The 16213-nt window shown below is 73.5% G+C and carries 12 protein-coding genes and 1 pseudogene; 6 read left to right on the top strand and 7 right to left on the bottom strand.

Annotation, left to right across the window (positions count from 1 at the left end; translation table 11 throughout):
- Positions 1-97: 97 nt before the first annotated feature.
- On the top strand, positions 98-2404 hold the full coding sequence (locus tag ABZ840_RS33310; protein WP_361566412.1) for a GH92 family glycosyl hydrolase: 2307 nt from the start codon (positions 98-100) through the stop codon (positions 2402-2404).
- Here ABZ840_RS33310 and ABZ840_RS33305 read toward each other — a convergent pair.
- Positions 2398-2790, bottom strand: a complete 393-nt coding sequence (locus tag ABZ840_RS33305) for a hypothetical protein (RefSeq protein ID WP_361566303.1) — start codon at positions 2788-2790, stop codon at positions 2398-2400. The two genes, ABZ840_RS33310 and ABZ840_RS33305, sit on opposite strands and share 7 nt — an antisense overlap.
- 228 nt (positions 2791-3018) lie before the next feature.
- Between ABZ840_RS33305 and ABZ840_RS33300 the strand changes: the two genes are divergently transcribed.
- Complete coding sequence (locus ABZ840_RS33300; RefSeq protein ID WP_361566410.1) at positions 3019-4251, top strand: FUSC family protein; 1233 nt, start codon at positions 3019-3021, stop codon at positions 4249-4251.
- Here the strand turns inward: ABZ840_RS33300 and ABZ840_RS33295 are convergent.
- Both ABZ840_RS33295 and ABZ840_RS33290 read right to left on the bottom strand, forming a co-directional pair.
- Positions 4223-6115 (bottom strand): PAS domain S-box protein, encoded by a 1893-nt coding sequence (locus ABZ840_RS33295; RefSeq protein WP_361566301.1) that lies wholly within the window; start codon positions 6113-6115, stop codon positions 4223-4225. The two genes, ABZ840_RS33300 and ABZ840_RS33295, sit on opposite strands and share 29 nt — an antisense overlap.
- Positions 6116-6347: 232 nt before the next feature.
- Positions 6348-6794 carry a MarR family transcriptional regulator gene (locus tag ABZ840_RS33290; protein WP_361566298.1) on the bottom strand — a complete coding sequence of 149 codons (447 nt, stop codon included), beginning with the start codon at positions 6792-6794 and terminating at the stop codon, positions 6348-6350.
- 137 nt (positions 6795-6931) lie between these two features.
- On the opposite strand from ABZ840_RS33290, the gene ABZ840_RS33285 reads away from it, so the two are divergent.
- The 4 genes and pseudogenes from ABZ840_RS33285 to ABZ840_RS33270 all read left to right on the top strand — a co-directional run.
- A complete protein-coding gene (locus ABZ840_RS33285) occupies positions 6932-7489 on the top strand; it encodes a quercetin 2,3-dioxygenase (RefSeq protein ID WP_361566295.1) in 558 nt (185 codons plus the stop codon).
- A complete protein-coding gene (locus ABZ840_RS33280) occupies positions 7486-8388 on the top strand; it encodes an alpha/beta hydrolase (RefSeq protein WP_361566292.1) in 903 nt (300 codons plus the stop codon). Before ABZ840_RS33285 ends, ABZ840_RS33280 begins: the two co-directional genes overlap by 4 nt.
- An 85-nt stretch (positions 8389-8473) precedes the next feature.
- Complete coding sequence (locus ABZ840_RS33275) at positions 8474-9016, top strand: dihydrofolate reductase family protein (RefSeq protein ID WP_361566290.1); 543 nt, start codon at positions 8474-8476, stop codon at positions 9014-9016.
- Positions 9017-9175: 159 nt separating this feature from the next.
- Positions 9176-9544 (top strand): annotated as a pseudogene (locus ABZ840_RS33270) (aldo/keto reductase); the annotation flags it as partial.
- 37 nt (positions 9545-9581) lie between these two features.
- Here ABZ840_RS33270 and ABZ840_RS33265 read toward each other — a convergent pair.
- The 4 genes from ABZ840_RS33265 to ABZ840_RS33250 form a co-directional block, all read right to left on the bottom strand.
- The gene (locus tag ABZ840_RS33265) at positions 9582-12425 is read right to left on the bottom strand and encodes a helix-turn-helix transcriptional regulator (RefSeq protein WP_361566288.1); all 2844 of its coding nucleotides are present in this window, start codon (positions 12423-12425) and stop codon (positions 9582-9584) included.
- A gap of 88 nt (positions 12426-12513) precedes the next feature.
- The gene (locus ABZ840_RS33260) at positions 12514-13350 is read right to left on the bottom strand and encodes an alpha/beta hydrolase (RefSeq protein WP_361566407.1); all 837 of its coding nucleotides are present in this window, start codon (positions 13348-13350) and stop codon (positions 12514-12516) included.
- A 210-nt stretch (positions 13351-13560) separates the two neighbouring features.
- A complete protein-coding gene (locus ABZ840_RS33255) occupies positions 13561-14868 on the bottom strand; it encodes a pectate lyase (RefSeq protein ID WP_361566285.1) in 1308 nt (435 codons plus the stop codon).
- The gene (locus ABZ840_RS33250) at positions 14865-16211 is read right to left on the bottom strand and encodes a sugar ABC transporter substrate-binding protein (RefSeq protein ID WP_361566283.1); all 1347 of its coding nucleotides are present in this window, start codon (positions 16209-16211) and stop codon (positions 14865-14867) included. Before ABZ840_RS33250 ends, ABZ840_RS33255 begins: the two co-directional genes overlap by 4 nt.
- Positions 16212-16213: the final 2 nt, after the last annotated feature.

Raw genomic sequence — 16213 nt, 5'->3', positions numbered from 1 at the left:
AACGTTGTCTACCCTCGTACGGAGGCTGTAAGTGATACGTGCCCCACGCGTTCGGCGCCTCGCCGGACCGCTCGTGACGGTGGTCTGCGCGGGCCTTCTGTGCGCCACGCCGCCCGCCACCGCGGCGCCGCAGGCCCCGCCCGGCGCGGCCGAGGACCTCACCGGCCTGGTCAACCCGTTCATCGGCACCCGCAACGAGGGCAACACCTTCCCCGGCGCCGCCGTCCCGTTCGGCATGGTCCAGCTCTCACCGGACACCGGGCACAGCACCGGCTACGACTGGGACGAGAAGAGCATCCGCGGCTTCTCCGCCGTGCACCTCTCGGGCGTCGGCTGCGGCCTGGGCGGCGATCTGCCCGTCATGCCCACGACCGGGGACATCACCAGCACCGACAACGCGGCCTACGCCGCGCCCTTCGACCACGAGAAGGAGAGCGCGAGCCCCGGCTCGTACAAGGTGACGCTCGACGGCTACGGCGGGACCGGCGCCGAGCTGACCGCCACCCGGCACACCGGCAAGCAGCGCTACACCTTCCCCGCCACCGACAAGGCCAACGTCCTGCTGAACACCGGGCAGGCCCTGCACAAGGTGACCGACAGCAGCGTACGGATCCTCGACGACCGCACCGTCGCCGCCGCCATCACCGGCCGGGGCTTCTGCCAGGACACCGAGCCGTACACGGTGTACACCCTTACCCGCTTCGACCGGCCGTTCACGTCCGCCGGTACCTGGAGCGGCGACACGGTGACGGCCGGCAGCCGGTCCTCCGAGGGCGGCGGCCGGCGCGGCGCGTACGTACGCTTCGACACCCGCGGCGGCGACCGGGACGTCGAGGCCACCACCGCGATCTCGTACGTCGACCAGCGGGGCGCGGCCCGCAACCTCGCAGCCGAGGGCCGCGGTTCATTCGACGAGGCCCGCGCCGCGGCGCGCCGTGCCTGGCAGGAGCGGCTGGCCAAGGTGCGGGTGAGCGGCGGCAGCCAGGAACAGCGGCGGGTCTTCTACTCCTCGCTCTACCGGGCGCTGCTGCACCCCAACACCGGCCAGGACGTGGACGGCCGCTACACCGGCTGGGACCGGAAGGTGCACCGCGCGAAGGGCCACACGTACTACCAGAACTGGTCACTGTGGGACACCTACCGCACCCAGGCCCAGCTGCTCGCCCTGGTCGCGCCGCGCGAGTCCCGCGACATGGCGCTGTCGCTGCTGGACGTGGACAAGCAGGGCGGCTGGCTGCCCAAGTGGGGCTACGGCACGGCCGAGACCAACATCATGACCGGCGATCCGGTCACCCCCTTCCTCACCAACGCCTACCGGCAGGGCCTGCTGAAGGGCCACGAGGAGGAGGCGTACCGGGCGCTGAAGAAGAACGCGGACGGGGTGCCGCCGACCGATTCGCCCTACTCCGGGCGGATGGGCAACGCGGAGTACCTGAAGAACGGCTTCGTGCCGTACCAGCCGGACCACGCGAAGAAGCCCGGCGACTCCGACTTCGAGCACGGCGCCTCCGCCACCCTGGAGTACGCGCTCGCCGACGCCGCGCTGGCGGGCATGGCGAAGGACCTGGGGCACTCCGCCGACGCCGCGCGCTACGCGAAGCGCGCACAGCACTACCGCGACGTCTTCGACCCGGACACCGGCTTCTTCCGCGCCCGTGACGCCGCGGGGAAGTTCACCGGTCCCGCCGATCCGGCCAAGAGCGTGGGCTTCCACGAGGGCACGGCCTGGCAGTACATGTGGCTGGTGCCGCAGGACCTGCCGGGCATGATGTCGCTGATCGGCGGCCGCGACGCGACCGAGCGGCGCCTCGACTCCTTCTTCGCCCACGACCAGCTGCTGAAGGACCCCGCGAAGACCGCCCGCGAGGTGTGGGTCAACGGCCCGTACGACTACTACAACGCGGACAAGTACAACCCGCAGAACGAGCCCGACCTGATAGCGCCGTACACCTACCTGTCCACCGGCACGCCGTGGAAGACCACCGACGTGGTGCACGCGGCGCTCGGACTCTTCACCGACGGGCCGGACGGCGTCACCGGCAACGACGACCTGGGCACCATGTCCTCCTGGATGGTGCTCTCGGCCATCGGCGTGTTCCCGGTCTTCCCCGGGACCGACACCTGGGGCCTGTCCACGCCGGTCTTCGACAGGGTGGAGCTGACCCTCGACCGGGCGTACTACCCGCGGGGCCGCTTCACCGTGACCGCCACCGGGACGAGCGACACCGACCGGTACGTGCAGTCGGCCTCGCTCGGCGGCGCCGGCCTGTCCCGTACCTGGCTGACGACGGACGACATCCGCCGCGGCGGCACGCTGTCCTTCACGACCGGGCCGGAGCCTTCCGCGTGGGGCACGGGCGACGGCGATGCGCCGCCGCCCGCCACCCCTTCGCGGGCTCAGTGATCGGAGTAGCTGAAGTCCCCCACCGTCCAGGCGCCCACGTCCTTGATGGCGACGCGGTACATGCCCCCCGTCTCGGGGATGCCCACGCTGCCCTGCAGAATCCGCGCGAGGTGGAAGTGCAGGTGGGTGGGGGCCGCGTCGCCGTCGGGCGGGGCCCCGTCGCGGCCGGCCGAAGCATGGCCCTCCGCACTGAAGAGGGCGGCGAAGGTGCCCAGCTGCTGCGATTCCTCCAGCACCTCGGCCACGCGCTGTCGCCACACCTTTTCGGGAGCCAGCCGGCCGGTGACGACAGCACCTCGGACGACCACGGTGAGGGACATCTGATTGCTCTGCTCCGACTCCACCCTGGCGGCGATGTCGACGAGCAGCTCATCGGGGATCGACATGTCCAAAGATCTTACTCGGACCGTCCCCGTTCCGGCCCTGATCGGCTCGGACCGGCCGGCCGCCGGGCCGCCCCCCGAAACCGGCACCCGCCCGGCGCATCTTTTGCCGCTTTGCTTCCGTTTGTTCGGCGGGAATGTGTGCACCCGTGCGGAGCCGCCGCCTGCCTTCCAGGCAGGCGGCGTGCGTGCGGCCGGTGCGCAGGACAGCGGGGAGAGGAGCGGTTGACGGTGTGGGAACGGATCGCCGCCGGGTGGCGATGGCTGCGGCGGGAGGTCGCCGCGGTCGGGCGTACGGTGCGCTTCGCGCTGCGCGCCTCGGGCCCGGAGCGCGACGCGATGGTCCAGGCGCTGAAGATGGCGGGGGCGGCGATCGCCGCGTGGGCGCTGGCCGGGTGGTGGCTGAAGGCCCCGCTGGCGCTGATGGCGCCGTGGACGGCGCTCGCGCTGGTCGACGCGACGGTCTACCGCTCGCTGCGCTCCGGACTCCAGCAGATCTGTGTGATCGTCATCGGCGCCGTGTGGGCGTCCCTGGCCATGGCACTGGCCAACGGCTCCACCCTCGGCGCCATGATGATCGCGCTGCCGGTGCTGGCCCTGGTGGGCACCTACCGCCGCTTCGGCGCGCAGGGCGTCTACGGGGCGACGACGGCGCTGTTCGTCATCACGTACGGCGCCTACTCGCTCAGCGAAGTGGGCCACCGGATGCTGGAGACCTGCATCGGCGCCGTCATCGGCATCACCGTGAACGCGTTCGTCTTCCCGCCCGTCCATCTGCGCAACGTCCGTGAGCAGTTGCAGCGCCTGCCGCGCGACAGCGCCGACCTGCTCCGCCACATGTCCGCGGAGCTGCGGGAGGACTGGGGCACGGCCGAGGCCGAGGAGTGGCGGGACCGGGCGCGGCGCCTCCAGCCGATCCTGCGCGAGCTGGCCGATGCCCGGCAGTGGACCGACGAGAGCCTGCGGCTGAACCCGGCCTGGAACCTCCGGCGGACCGGACCGCATCCCCCGCCGGAGTCGGAGGACGCCCGCTGGCACGGCATCGCCGAGCACCTGTCGGTCATCACCCGGACACTGGCCACGTCGGTGGACGAGGAGAGCCATTTCGCCCGTCCCACGCCCGCGTTCCTCGACCGGTACGCGGAGCTGGCCGAGCGGACGGCGGAGGCGTGCGCGGCCGAGGCCGACCTGTTCGACGAGGCCGGGGACACACCGTCGGTACGGGAGCGGCAGCACCGGGCGGCGCGGGATGCCTGGCAGCTCTACGACGACCTGGCGGACGCCTACGGCGAGCACACCGGCCCGTCCGCGGCGGCGATGGGCGAACTGCTGGTCGAGACCCGTCGGATACTGTCCGCGCTCCCTCTCCCCGAGGGCAGCGGCCCGCAGGAGCGGAAGCGGGGCCTGCGCCGCGGCCGGCGGCCGGATCCGCCCGTCAACGGCGTTGCGGAAGCCGGAGGGTGAACCAGATGGTCTTGCCGTCGTCCGTCGGGTGGGTGCCCCAGCTGTCGGCGAGGGCGTCGACGAGGAAGAGGCCCCGGCCGGACTCCTCGTCCGTGCCGGCGAGCCGGAGCCGTGGCCGGCGTGGGCTGCGGTCGCTGACCTCCGCGGTGAGTTCGGAGCGGCTCATGCGCAGCCGCAGCAGGAGCGGTCCTTCCCCGTGCCGTATCGCGTTGGTGAGGAGCTCGGAGACGAGCAGGCACGCCTCGTCGGCCGCCTCGGTGCGGCCCCACCGGCTCAGGGCCGAGGCGAGGAAGGCCCGGCCGTCGGAGACCGCGGAGGGGGTGGCGGGCAGCTCGGTGACGACGCTGGCCAGCGGGCCGGCCGGGAACCGCAGGAGCAGCAGCGTGGCATCGTCGTCGTCCGGCTTGGCGCCCGGCAGCAGCGCGCCGAGGAGCCGGTCGGCGGCGGCCTCCAGGTCCCGCGCCACGTTGAAGGCGGTGGCGAACTCCTCGTGCAGGGCGCCCAGCCGGTCCTCGATGTCACTGCCCGGGGTCTCGATCAGACCGTCGGTGTAGAGGGCGAGGACGGAGCCGGGCGGGACGGTGATGGCGGCCTGCTGGTGCGGGATGCCGCCGACGCCGAGTGGCACGCTGACCGGGGCCGGCAGCGTGCGCACACCCTCGCCTGGCGCGGCCAGCAGGACGGGGAGGTGTCCGGCCGAGCAGATGGTCAGCTGCCCGGCGTCCGGCCTGATGACCAGGTAGCAGCAGGTGACGAGCTGGCCGGGGAGGTCGGCGACGACCGTGTCCAGCACCTGCATGAGCCGGTCCGGTGCCATGCCCGTTCTGGCCAGGGCGTTGGCGGCGGACCGCAGTTGCCCCATCACGGCGGCCGCCTCCAGCCCGCGGCCCATGACGTCGCCGATGAGCACGCCGACCTGCCCGGCGCCCAGCGGTACGAGGTCGAACCAGTCGCCGCCCACTCCGGCCCCCTGCGTCGCCGGGAGGTAGCGGCTCGCGGTGTCCAGTTCGGACACTTCGGGCGGGGTGCCCATGAGGCTGTGCTGGAGGGTCAGGGCGATGTCGCGCTGCTGCTTGTAGAGCCTGGTGAGTTCTTCCTCGGTCCGCTTGCGGTCGCTGATGTCCCGGGCGATGGCACAGGCGCCGTTGACCGTGCCGTCGGCGTCGCGGGTCGGCCAGACGGTCACGTCGACGTCCAGCAGGCGACCGCTCTTGCTGACCCGGATGGTCTCGAAGTGTTCGATCTTCTCGCCGCGGCGCAGCCGGTGCAGGATCCGGGCGATCTCGTCCTTGCGTTCCTCGGTGACGAGCAATGACACGTGCCGGCCGATCACCTCCTCCGCGGTATAGCCGTACAGGCGCTGGGCGGCGGCGTTCCAGTAGGTGATGCGGCCGTCGGGGGTCTTGGCGAGGATGGCGTCGTGCGAGGACTCGACGAGGTCCGCGAGTTCGTTGATGCGTGCCTCGGCGGCCTTGCGTTCGCTGACGTCCCGGACGGTGGCGGAGATGAGCAGCCCGTTGGTGGTCTCCAGCGGGCTGAGGCTGATCTCGACGGGGAACCGGCTGCCGTCCTTGCGCAGTCCGTGCACCTCCATCCCGGCGCCCATGGCGCGGACTTCCTGACGGTCCACGTAGGCGCCCCGGTGTACGGAGTGCCGGGCGCGAAACTGCTCCGGTACCAGGGTCTCGACGGGCCGGCCCAGCAATTCGGCGCGCGCGTACCCGAAGAGTGTTTCGATCCGGGCGCTCACCAGCTGGATGATGCCCTCGTCGTCCACGATGACCATCGCGTCCGGCGCCGCCTCCAGGAGCCCCCGGAAGAGTCCCTGCCCGCCCCCGGCGGCCCCCACCGTCCCACCCGGCATCATCCGCTCCTCGTCGAGGTGAGGCGTCCTGTTGCCTGCTCTCTCGGGATATCTGCCATCGCAGCATCCCGGCCTGGGCGGGGGCACGGCTTGTCGCTTCTTGATGCCTACTGACAGGGCGGCGCCCACTTCGTCACGGCTACAGATCATCGCCGGATCGGAGCCGACACCGGAATCGGCGTCGCGCCGGAGCCGACACCGGAAGCGGGTACGGGGCCCGGACGTGTTCGTCCTACGCGGGGCCCAGGTCGGGCGGGTCACCCCACGGGGCTTCGAGGGCAGCGCGCAGGGCGTCGGCCGTCTCCCGGCCGATGCGTTCGGCGAGCCGGCTCTCCAGCCGTGCGAGGACGCGCTCCGCCTGCTCGTGCGCGTGCGCGCCGGCCCGGGTGCGCCGGATCAGGCGCTGCCGGGCGGAGGCGGGGTGGGCGGTCTGTTCCAGCAGCCCGGCGTCGACCAGGCCGTGCACGGCCTGGTGGGCGGTCTGCCGGGTGACACCCATGCGCCGCGCCAGCTCGGACACCGTGGTGCCCGCCTCGTCCAGTACGGCGAAGAGCTGGAGCTGGGGCAGCGAGACCGGGGTCGCGCCGTCGGCGGCCATGGCCGCGAGCAGCCCCTCGTCGAACCAGCGCCGGGCGTCGCCGAGCAGCTGCGGAAGGCTGCGATGGGGGTCCGCCGTCACGTCCGCCCCTTTCTCCTGTCGGACTCGTGCCGGGCGCCGGGAGGCCGGTTGCCATGGCCCGGATTTCTATGTCAGCCTACCTGACACAACGAATGTCAGCCTGCCTGACACTCGTCTGCCGCGTCCAAGGAGAGACGATGACCATCGAATACGCCACCCGCTACCGGAGCGCCTCCCGCATACCGCCCGAGCCCGGCAGGCCGTACTTCATCGAGAAGGGCGAGGGCGACCGGGCCCACCTCTTCGGCGATCTGATCACCGTCTACGCGGGCGGCGAGCAGACCGAGAACACCTTCAACTTCTTCACCGTCGAGGGCCCGAAGGGCGACATCATCCCGGCCCACGTGCACGCCGACACCTACGAAGTCTTCTACGTCACCGCCGGCGCGGTCCGGCTCTTCGTCGTGGACACCGGGGGCGAGGAGCAGGAGAAGCTGCTCACCCCGGGCGACTTCGGTTTCGTGCCGAAGAACTGCACGCACGCCTACCGCATGGAGCGCCACCACAGCCAGGTCGTCGGCGTCGCGGCGGGCCCCGGCGGCACCTTCGAGCGGTTCTTCGAGACCCTCGGTGCGCCCACCGAACAGCCGGGGCTGCCACGGGAGCCGGTCGTCCCCGCGCCGCACAAGTTCGGCACCGTCCCGCAGGAGTACGACGTGCGGTTCCTCCCCGACCACCAGTGGCGGGCCCGGTGACGGGCGCCGCCCCGACGGTCCGGGAGCTGATCCCCGCGCCGCACCCGGACGTCGCCCCGCTGCCGCCGGCCGCCCCGTGCGCGCCCGGAGTACGTGTCCTGCGCGGCGTGCCCTACGGCGAACTCGCGGGCAGCCGTGCGCTCGAACTCGACCTGTGGCTGCCGGAAAGCAGCGGGGCCGGGCCCGCCCCGCTGGTGCTGTTCGTGCACGGTGGCGCCTGGCGGCGCGGCCGACGCGACGACATGGGCATGCGGACGCGCGACTGGCAGCCGGGGCCGTTCACGCGCCTCGCGGCGGCGGGCCTCGCCGTCGCCTGCGCCGACTACCGGCTCAGCGGTGAGGCCGCCTTCCCTGCCCCGCTCGACGATCTGCGTGCCGCGCTGCGCTGGCTCGCGCTCCGCTCCGCCGAACTGGACATCGACACCGGCCGGACGGTGGTGTGGGGCGAGTCCGCCGGTGGCCATCTGGCCTCCCTCCTCGCCCTCTCCCCGGGCCCCGCCACCCCGGCCCCCGTCGGCGCCGTCGTCTGGTACGCCCCCAGCGACCTGACCACGCACCGCGGGCCCTTCGACCCGCACGACGCCGGTACGCCCGAGGCGCTGCTGCTCGGCGCGGCCCCGGCCGACTGCCCGGAACGGGCCCGCGACGCCAGTCCGCTCGCCCATGTGGACGCCGACGCCCCGCCGTTCCTCCTCGTGCACGGCGACGCGGACACGATGGTGTCGTGCACACACAGCGAAGCCCTCGCCGACGCGCTGCGGGCCGCCGGCGCACCGGCCGAACTGCGGCGGGAACCGGGGGCCGACCACGGCTGGTACGGCCTCACCGACGACCGGGTCGCGGACCTCTTCACGTACTCCCTGCACTTCGCCCGACGGATCGTCATGCGCGAGGGATGAGCGGAGCGATACGTGCGGCGGGGTCGCGCGGCACACGGGCGCGTCCGCCGAGGCACCGGCAGGCGCCGAGGGCTAGCGTGGGGGCATGGCCACGTTGCTGTACTCCGCGAGCATGTCGCTGGACGGCTTCATCGCCGGGCCCGGCGGGGACATGTCCTGGCTGGTCCCGTTCTTCGGCCCGGATCCGGACGTGGAACGGCTGATCCCGCAGGTCGGCGCGCTGCTCATCGGCAATCGCACCTTCCACGGCGACGATCCGAACAAGGGCACCGAGGCAGAAGGGAAGGCGTTCGGCGGGGGCTGGGAGGGGCCGCAGTTCGTCGTCACCCACCACCCGCCGCGCGAGGCGGTCCCGGACGTGACCTTCGTCGGCGACCTGCCCAGCGGCATCGCCGCGGCCGAGGAGGCGGCGGGCGAGAAGTACGTCAGCGTGCTCGGCGCCGACCTCGCCCGGCAGTGCCTGGCCGCGGGGGAGCTCGACGAGATCCTGGTGTTCGTGCACCCCGTCCTGCTCGGCGACGGGGTGCGGTTCTTCGCGCAGCCGGGCGGCGCCGACGTCCGGCTGGAGCGCCTGGAGGTGTCCGAGAGGCCGATGTCGACCAACCTCTGGCTGCGCGTCGTACGGTGACCGGCCCGGCCCGGCGGCCTCAGACCTCCGGATTCCCGCCGCGTACGTACACGCCTGCCCGGGCCGCGGCCGCCGCGGCTCCGGCCGCCCGCGCCGCCGCCGCTTCGTCCAGCGGATCGCCGCTGGCCAGCACGCGGTAGTAGAGCGGCGCCGAGACCGCCGGCCGGGAGCCGGCTGCACGAAACCGCCGACTACGGCCCGCCGGTCGAGGAGGAGCACCTGTACCGGGTGGTCGACGCGCTCGACGACGTGGCGCAGGAGACGGGCCGGAGCGTCCCGCAGATCGCCCTGAACTGGCTGCTGCGGCGGCCGACCGTCTCCTCCGTGATCATCGGCGCGCGGAACGAGGCGCAGCTCCGCCAGAACATCGGCGCCGTCGGCTGGGAACTGATGCCGGAACAGGTGGCCCGGCTGGACGCGGCGAGCGCGCGGACCGCGCCGTACCCCCACTTTCCGTACCAGCGCCAGGAGGGCTTCGCCCGGCTCAACCCGCCACCGGCCGGCCTCACCCCGCCGTTCGCGGCCTGAGCCGGGGAGTGTGGGACGGCGGTCGGCGGCCGGACGGTCACAGGGCCGCGGTGGAGTCCCCGGCGCGGTCCACCAGGCGGGCCAGTTCCAGCCGCGAGCGCACGCCCAGCACCGCGAAGACGTTCCGCAGATGGTGGTCGACGGTCCGGGGGCTCACCGAGAGCCGGAGGGCGACCTCGCGGTTGGTGGCGCCCTCCGCCACGCAGCGGGCGATCCGCAGCTGCTGCGGGGTGAGTTCCGCGAGCGGCCCCGCCCGCCCGGCGGCCGGCGGTTCCGCGCCGGCCGGCGCGTCCCCGGTGGCACGCAGTTCGGCGCGGGTCTGATCGGTCCAGGCGCGGGCGCCGCACCCCTCGAAGGCGACGAGCGCGTCCCGCAGCAGCCCCCGGGCGGGGCCGGGGCGGCGGCGCCGCCGGAGCCACTTGCCGTGCAGCAGCAGGGTCCGGGCGCGCTCGAAGTCGTTGACGGTGTCCTCGTGCCGGGCGCGGGCCTCCTCGTAGTACGCGTCGGCCGCCGCCGGCCGGCCGCCACCGGCCCCCGCCAGCAGCGCACGGCAGCGCGCCAGTTGGGCGGGGGCCGCGGGGTCGGCGCCGAGGTCGGCCCAGACGGCGAACTCCGCAACGGCGGCACGCGCCGCGTCGGGCGCGCCCGCCTGCACCGCCGCCTCCGCATAACAGGGCACGGCCAGCATGCGGACGGCGAAATGGCCCTGGCGCGGGCCCGGGCGCACCAGCGGGCCGAGCCGGGCAGCGGCCTCGTCGACGCGGCCGGCGCCCAGGTCGGCCCGGGCGAGCGCCCAGCCGGTGAGGGTGGCAACCTGGACCAGGCCGTGCGGCGCCGCGACGGCGGTGGCCGCTGCCGCGTGGGTGGTGAGCGCGTCGGTGTCGCCCTCGACGGAGGCGACGAGGGCCAGGATCGCGTGCTGGTGGGCGGCGATGTTGCGCTGTCCGGTGCGATGCGCGGTCCGCAGCCCCTCCTCGGCGTGGACGCGGGCCCGGGGGTGCCGGCCGACCCGGAGTTCGCCGTACGCCAGGTGCTCCAGGGCCTGTGGTACGAGCGTGGCGCGGCCCAGCGCGCGGGCGGCCGCGAGGGCGCGGGCGTTGACCCGGCAGGCCGCCGCGAGGTCGCCGACGACCAGCGCGGCGACCCCGGCCCGCAGCAGCACCTCGGGGTCCTCGGCCTGCTCGGTGTGTGCGAGCAGCCGGCGGAGCGGCCCGACCCCCGCATCGAGCCGCCCGCTCAGCACGGCGGCCATACCGGTGCGGTAGTCGTCGGGGAGCCGCCCGCCCGGGGCGGCGTTCCCGGTCCGGGCGTCGGGCGCGTCAGCCGGGGTATCCGCCCCGCTCCGCTCGCCGCCCAGCGCCTCCACGTACGCCGCCGCGTCGCCCATGGCCCAGGCGGCCTCCGTGGCGGCGAGACGTGCGGTCAGGGCCGCCGCCGCGTCGTGGGGGCCGAGCAGGGCGGCGGCCAGCAGGAGTTCTTCCCTGGCGTCGGCGACCGGGCCGTCCCGCAGGGACAGCAGGCCGTGGACCAGTTCGGCCCGGCCGCGTACCGGCAGGGCGGCGGGCAGCGCGCGCACCGGCACCAGCAGCTCGCGGGCGCGCGCGGGCCTGCCCGCGAGCCGCGCGTGGTCGGCCGCCTCGGTCAGCCGGGTGGCGCGGTCGGTGCCGTCCTCGGTGTGGCGCGCCGCGACGGCCAGCGCCACCGAGCGTTCCTCGTGCGAGAGATACGGCCCCTCGGCCCGCGCGGCGGCGGCCAACCGCCCGGCGAGTCCGGCATCGGGCCCCTCGGCCGCCAGGGCGCGGTGGACCAGATGCGGCAGCCGGAGGGCAGCGTCCTCCTCGCACACCGAGGCCAGGAGCGCGTGGGCGGCGCGGCGCCGGGCGAGCGGCACGGACTCGTACAGGGCGCGGCGCAGCGGCGCGCTGCCGAAGCGGAGGCGCTCCCCCTCGGTACGCACCAGCCCCGCATCCTCCGCCGGTTCCAGGGCCGGCGCGCCGAGCCCGGCGGCCGCCGCGGCCCGCAGGACGAGTGCCGCGTCGGCGCCCGGCCCGTCGGGGTGGGTTTCCTGCGCGGCGGCGGCCAGCAGCAGGAGCCGGCGGGTGGCGGGAGGCAGCTCGGCGGGGCGTGCTCCGCAGGCGCGGAGGAGCGTGGCGGGGTCGGCGAGCGGCCGGGGCAGCGGGGCGAGGCCGGTGAGCTGGGGCGGGGTGAGGCCGGCGGCGAGTTCGCCGAGCAGCCGGGGGTTTCCGTCGGCCGCGCGGGCCAGTTCCTCCCGGACGGCCGGGGCGGCACGGCCGTCGGTGAGGTCGCCGAGGAGCGCGGCCGCCGCGGGGCCGTCGAGGGGGCCGAGCCGGAGGCGGGGCAGCCCGGCGAGGGCGGGGTCGTGGGCGCGGTGGTCGGCGACCGACAGCAGCAGGCCGACGGGGTCCGGCGAGGTACGGAGGAGAGCGGCGCAACGGCCCAGTTCCGCGCGGGACGGCGGGTCCCACAGGTGGAGGTCGTCGACACACAGCAGGAGGGGGCGGCCGGCGGCCGCGGTGCGTAACGCCCTGAGCAGGGCGTTTCGTTCGCCGCCCTGTCCGGTGCCGGCGGCCGGGCGGGCGGGCGGCCACATGCCGGTGACCGCACGGAGGAGGGTGCGGATTCCTCCGTGCGGCCGTGCGCCGTCCGCGGCGGCGGCCCGCACCAGCAGGGCGCGGCCCGGCCGGAAGTCCTGGACGGCGCGTTCGAGGAAGGCGGTACGGCCGAGGCCGGGGTCGGCCGCGCACACCAGAGCGCCTCCCGTACCGTGCTCCAGGCCGCTCATGAAGGTGTGCGCGGTGGACAGTTCGGTGTCCCTGCCGTGGATCCGGAGAGGACAGTGCGCGGGCTGCGTTCCGGTCACGTCCGTCACGTTACTGGCGTGTAACCGGTCACGGAACCCCTCCGTCCGGCCGGCTCACCGGCCCCGTCGGTCGCTCCACCGCCTCCCGTCAGGAGGTGTGCGGGCAGTTGCCCCGGTACTCCTCGATCGTCAGGCTCGGCCGGGGCAGCGGGCAGAGGAACTGCTCGTAGCGGGTGTCGTTGTCGATGAACCGCTTGAGCCACGAAATGCTGTACTTGGCGATCGTGGTGTTGGAGGTGTTCGGCGTGAAGTGCGTGGCGCCGTTCAGCTCCAGGTACGCCTTGTCGAGCGAGCCGGGCAGACTCTCGTAGAACGGCTCGGAGTGGGACGCGACCGGGGCGACCGTGTCGCCGTCCGCGCCCACGACCAGGGTCGGAGTGGTGATCTCCGGCCAGGACTTGTCGAGGTTCCAGCCGGTCAGCGGGATCGCCGCCTGGAGGGACGGCCGGCTCTTGGCGGCCTCCAGCGTGCCGCCGCCGCCCATGGAGTGGCCCATGACGCCGAGCCGGCTGCTGTCGATCCGGGTGCGCACCGAGCTCTTCTCGGTCAAGTAGTCCAGTGCGGCGAGGAGTTGCCTGCCTCTGCTGTCGGGCTGGTCGAGCGTGGTGTTGGTGTCGATGGTGAACACCACGAAGCCCTGGGAGGCCAGCCGCGGGCCGAGCCAGGCGATGGACGACTGGTAGGCGGTGTAGCCGGGCGAGATCGCGATGGCCCCGAAGGTGCCGTCGGCGGTGGAGGTCGGGTAGTAGATGGTGCCGCCGCCGAAGCCCGTGACGCTCAGGGAGGAGACGGTGGTCTGGGAGACGGCGTACGAGCCGCGGGAGGCCTCGATGCTGGACTCCGTGGGCGCGGGTCCCCGCTCGTACGGGTTGTCCGCGGCCCCGGCGGGCACCGCCTGGGCGGTGAGCAGGCCGCCCGCGGCCAGGAGTCCGGCCAGGCCCCACCGCGTCAGGCGGGTTCTGAGCCGGCCGGGCCCCCGGCGTTCCGGAGCGCTGACGGACACACTGCTGTGCTGCTGCACGGCGACGTTCCTCTCGGTCGCGGTCGATGACGGCTGCCACTCTCGTGCCGTGCGGCTCCCGGCACATCGGCAGAATCACCGGCCTCGGCCGGGTGTCCGCGCCCCCGGCAGCCGTCAGCGCAGTCGGCCCGCGCCCGCCCGGTGGCCGACGAGTCCGGGGACGGCTCGCGGGTCGTCCACGCGGGTCCGCAGGGTGGGCGTCCAGCCCGCTCCGGACGCCAGCGGCTCGTCGGGGAACTCCGCGTTGTGCAGGGCGATCAGGTCGGCCGGGCGGCCGTTGACGCGGTTGCCCACCGCGGTGACCGGTGCCTCCTTCCACTTCTTCAGGACGCGGCCGGCGCCGGTGCCGGCCGGCAGGGTGACGGCGTTCTTCTCGGCGACGAGCCGGGACTCGATGCCGATGCCGAGGCTGTAGGCGTACGCCGCTTCCGGGCCCACCACGTAGTGGTTGTTGTACGTGTCGACCTTGCCGAAGCGGACGCGCGGCGCGCGCTCGGTGACGTCGCGGAAGAGGTTGTGGTGCAGGGTGACGCGCAGCTTGCCGCGGTCGGTGGCGCCCGCGCTGTCGCTGTTCCCGATCATCAGGGTCTTGTCGTGGTCGGCGAAGACGTTCCAGGACGCGGTGACCAGGTCGGCGCCCCGCACGATGTCCAGCTCGCCGTCGTGCCGCTGGTAGACCTCGCCGTAGTACGACGGCAGTGAGCTGTCGGGATGGGCGCCGTCGGTGAAGGTGTTGTGGTCCAGCCAGACGTGGGTGGAGCCGGTGACGACCACGCCGTCGTACTCGGAGTTCCAGGCGCCCGTCGCGCCGTCGGTGGGGTCCCACTGCGGGAAGCAGTCCAGCGGGCTCTCCACGGTGAGGTTGCGGACGACGACGTTGTCGGCGTGTTCGATCCGCAGGCTGCCGCCGGTGATCCCGGCGTGCGCGCCGACGCCGATGAGGGTGGTGTCCGACGGCACGTACGCCGTGATGGCGGCTGCTTGATTGCGTTGCGAAGCGGCGCGCAGGTCCTCCTGGACGCCGCTGACGGGCCGGTCCCGGCCCCAGACCGCGGGGTCGTAGTCGGCAAGGTAGCGGGCGAAGTCGTAGCCGTCGGCCGCGAAGGAGGCACAGCCGTCGGCGGTGGCGTCCAGGGCGCCCTTGACCTGGACGATGCGCGGGACACCGGGGTCGTCGGCGAGCGCCGCCCGCAGCCCGTCCCAGGTCGTCACGGTGTAGGTGTGCGCCGCATCGGCCCGGGCCCCACCCGTGGTACCACCGGCGGCGGACGCCCAGCCGTCACGCGGCGGCAGAACGTCACGGCCGAGCGGGACATCCGGGCCGGGCGGGGCGGCCTGGGCCGGGGCGGGCGCGGTGAACGCGAGCAGGGCGCAGACCGCCGCCACGAGGGCCGCGGCCGGCCGGTGTCCGGTGAGGGTCACTTTTCCTGCTGCTTCCACTCGGCCTGGGCCACGTTGAACTGGTCGGCGAGCGCGTCCAGGAACGCCTTGGGCGTGGTCTTGCCGAGCAGCACCTTCTGGAAGGCGGGTTCGTTGTCGGCCTTGGAGATGGTGTTCCAGTCGGGGAGGTAGTACGGCAGGTCGACGATGTTCGTCCGGTCGCTGTTCAGCGCCTCGGCACCGAGCTTGGTGGTCTCGGACTTCTGCACCCAGTCGTCCTCGGCGGCTTCGAGGTTGGCCGGGACGGTGCCGGCCGACTCGCTCCACTTGCTGCTGGACTCGTGCGAGGCGGCGAACTCGATGAACTTCCAGGCGGCGGCCTTGTTCTTGCCGGACTTGAAGAGGCCGAGCCCGTCGACCGGGTTGGACACCATCACCCGCGTCCCGTCGTCCAGCGTGGGGTTCGGAATGCCACGGAACTTCTTCGTGCCGAGCGCCTTCACATGGTCCTGGTAGGAGCCCATGTTGTGGTTGAGCATGCCGATCTCGCCGCTGTCCCACTGCGCGACCATCTTGGTGAAGTCGTTGTTGATGTCGGCCGCCGGGGTGTTCTTCTTGTAGAGCGCGACATACTTCTCCAGCGCCGCGACGTTCTTCGGGTCGTTGACGGTGGTGTGGAGGCCGTCCGCCTTCCAGAAGCCGGTGATGCCGGACTGGCCGTACATGGCGTCCAGCGCCTGCGCGATGGAGCCGGCGCCGCCGCGGATGGTGTAGCCGAACTTGTTGGCGCCCTTGTCGGTGAGTTTCCCGGCGGCCTCGTAGAACGCCGACCAGGTGGTGGGCGCGGGCAGGCCGGCGGCCTTGAACAGGTCGGTGCGGTAGTAGAGCACGCCGTTGGTGGCGTGCATGGGGACGGTGTAGAGCTGCTTGCCGCCCGCGGCCGAGCGGACGCTCTTCACCATGCGCGTGTTGAGCTTGCCGTCGAGCGCGCTGTCCTTCAGGCGCCCGTCGAGCGGTTCCAGCGCGCCCTGGGCGCTGATGCCGGCGAGCATGGCCGCGCCGATGCCACCGACGTCGGGCAGGCCGCCGCCCTGGATGGCGGTGTCGTACTTGGACTGCACCTCGGTCGCGGCGACCCCGACGTAGTCGACCTCGATGTCGGGGTGCGCCTGCTCGAAGTCCTTGATGATCTCCTTCCACACATCGGTACGGACCCCGCCGTTGTTGTCCCAGAACGTGATCGTGCCCTTGCCGGAGCCCTCGGCGCCGGACTCGCCCGCGACGCCACTGCCGTCGTCCCCGCAGGCGGTGGCGGTCAGCGCGAGAACCGCCGTCAGGGCGAGCGCGGCGGTCGCGCGCGAGTGCTGGCGGATGGTGTGGGTCATGG

The organism is Streptomyces sp. NPDC047117 (assembly GCF_040643545.1).
In the GTDB taxonomy this organism is placed as follows: Bacteria; Actinomycetota; Actinomycetes; order Streptomycetales; family Streptomycetaceae; genus Streptomyces.
The sequence above is the reverse complement of the archived record's forward strand: the minus strand, read 5'-3'. Positions and strand labels throughout refer to the sequence as shown.

Bases quoted from the DNA above. Each gene is read 5' to 3' on its own strand.
- ABZ840_RS33305 (WP_361566303.1), bottom strand. From the start codon at position 2,790: ATGTCGATCCCCGATGAGCTGCTCGTCGACATCGCCGCCAGGGTGGAG.
- ABZ840_RS33295 (WP_361566301.1), bottom strand. From the start codon at position 6,115: ATGCCGGGTGGGACGGTGGGGGCCGCCGGGGGCGGGCAGGGACTCTTC.
- ABZ840_RS33285 (WP_361566295.1), top strand. From the start codon at position 6,932: ATGACCATCGAATACGCCACCCGCTACCGGAGCGCCTCCCGCATACCG.
- ABZ840_RS33275 (WP_361566290.1), top strand. From the start codon at position 8,474: ATGGCCACGTTGCTGTACTCCGCGAGCATGTCGCTGGACGGCTTCATC.
- ABZ840_RS33250 (WP_361566283.1), bottom strand. From the start codon at position 16,211: ATGACCCACACCATCCGCCAGCACTCGCGCGCGACCGCCGCGCTCGCC.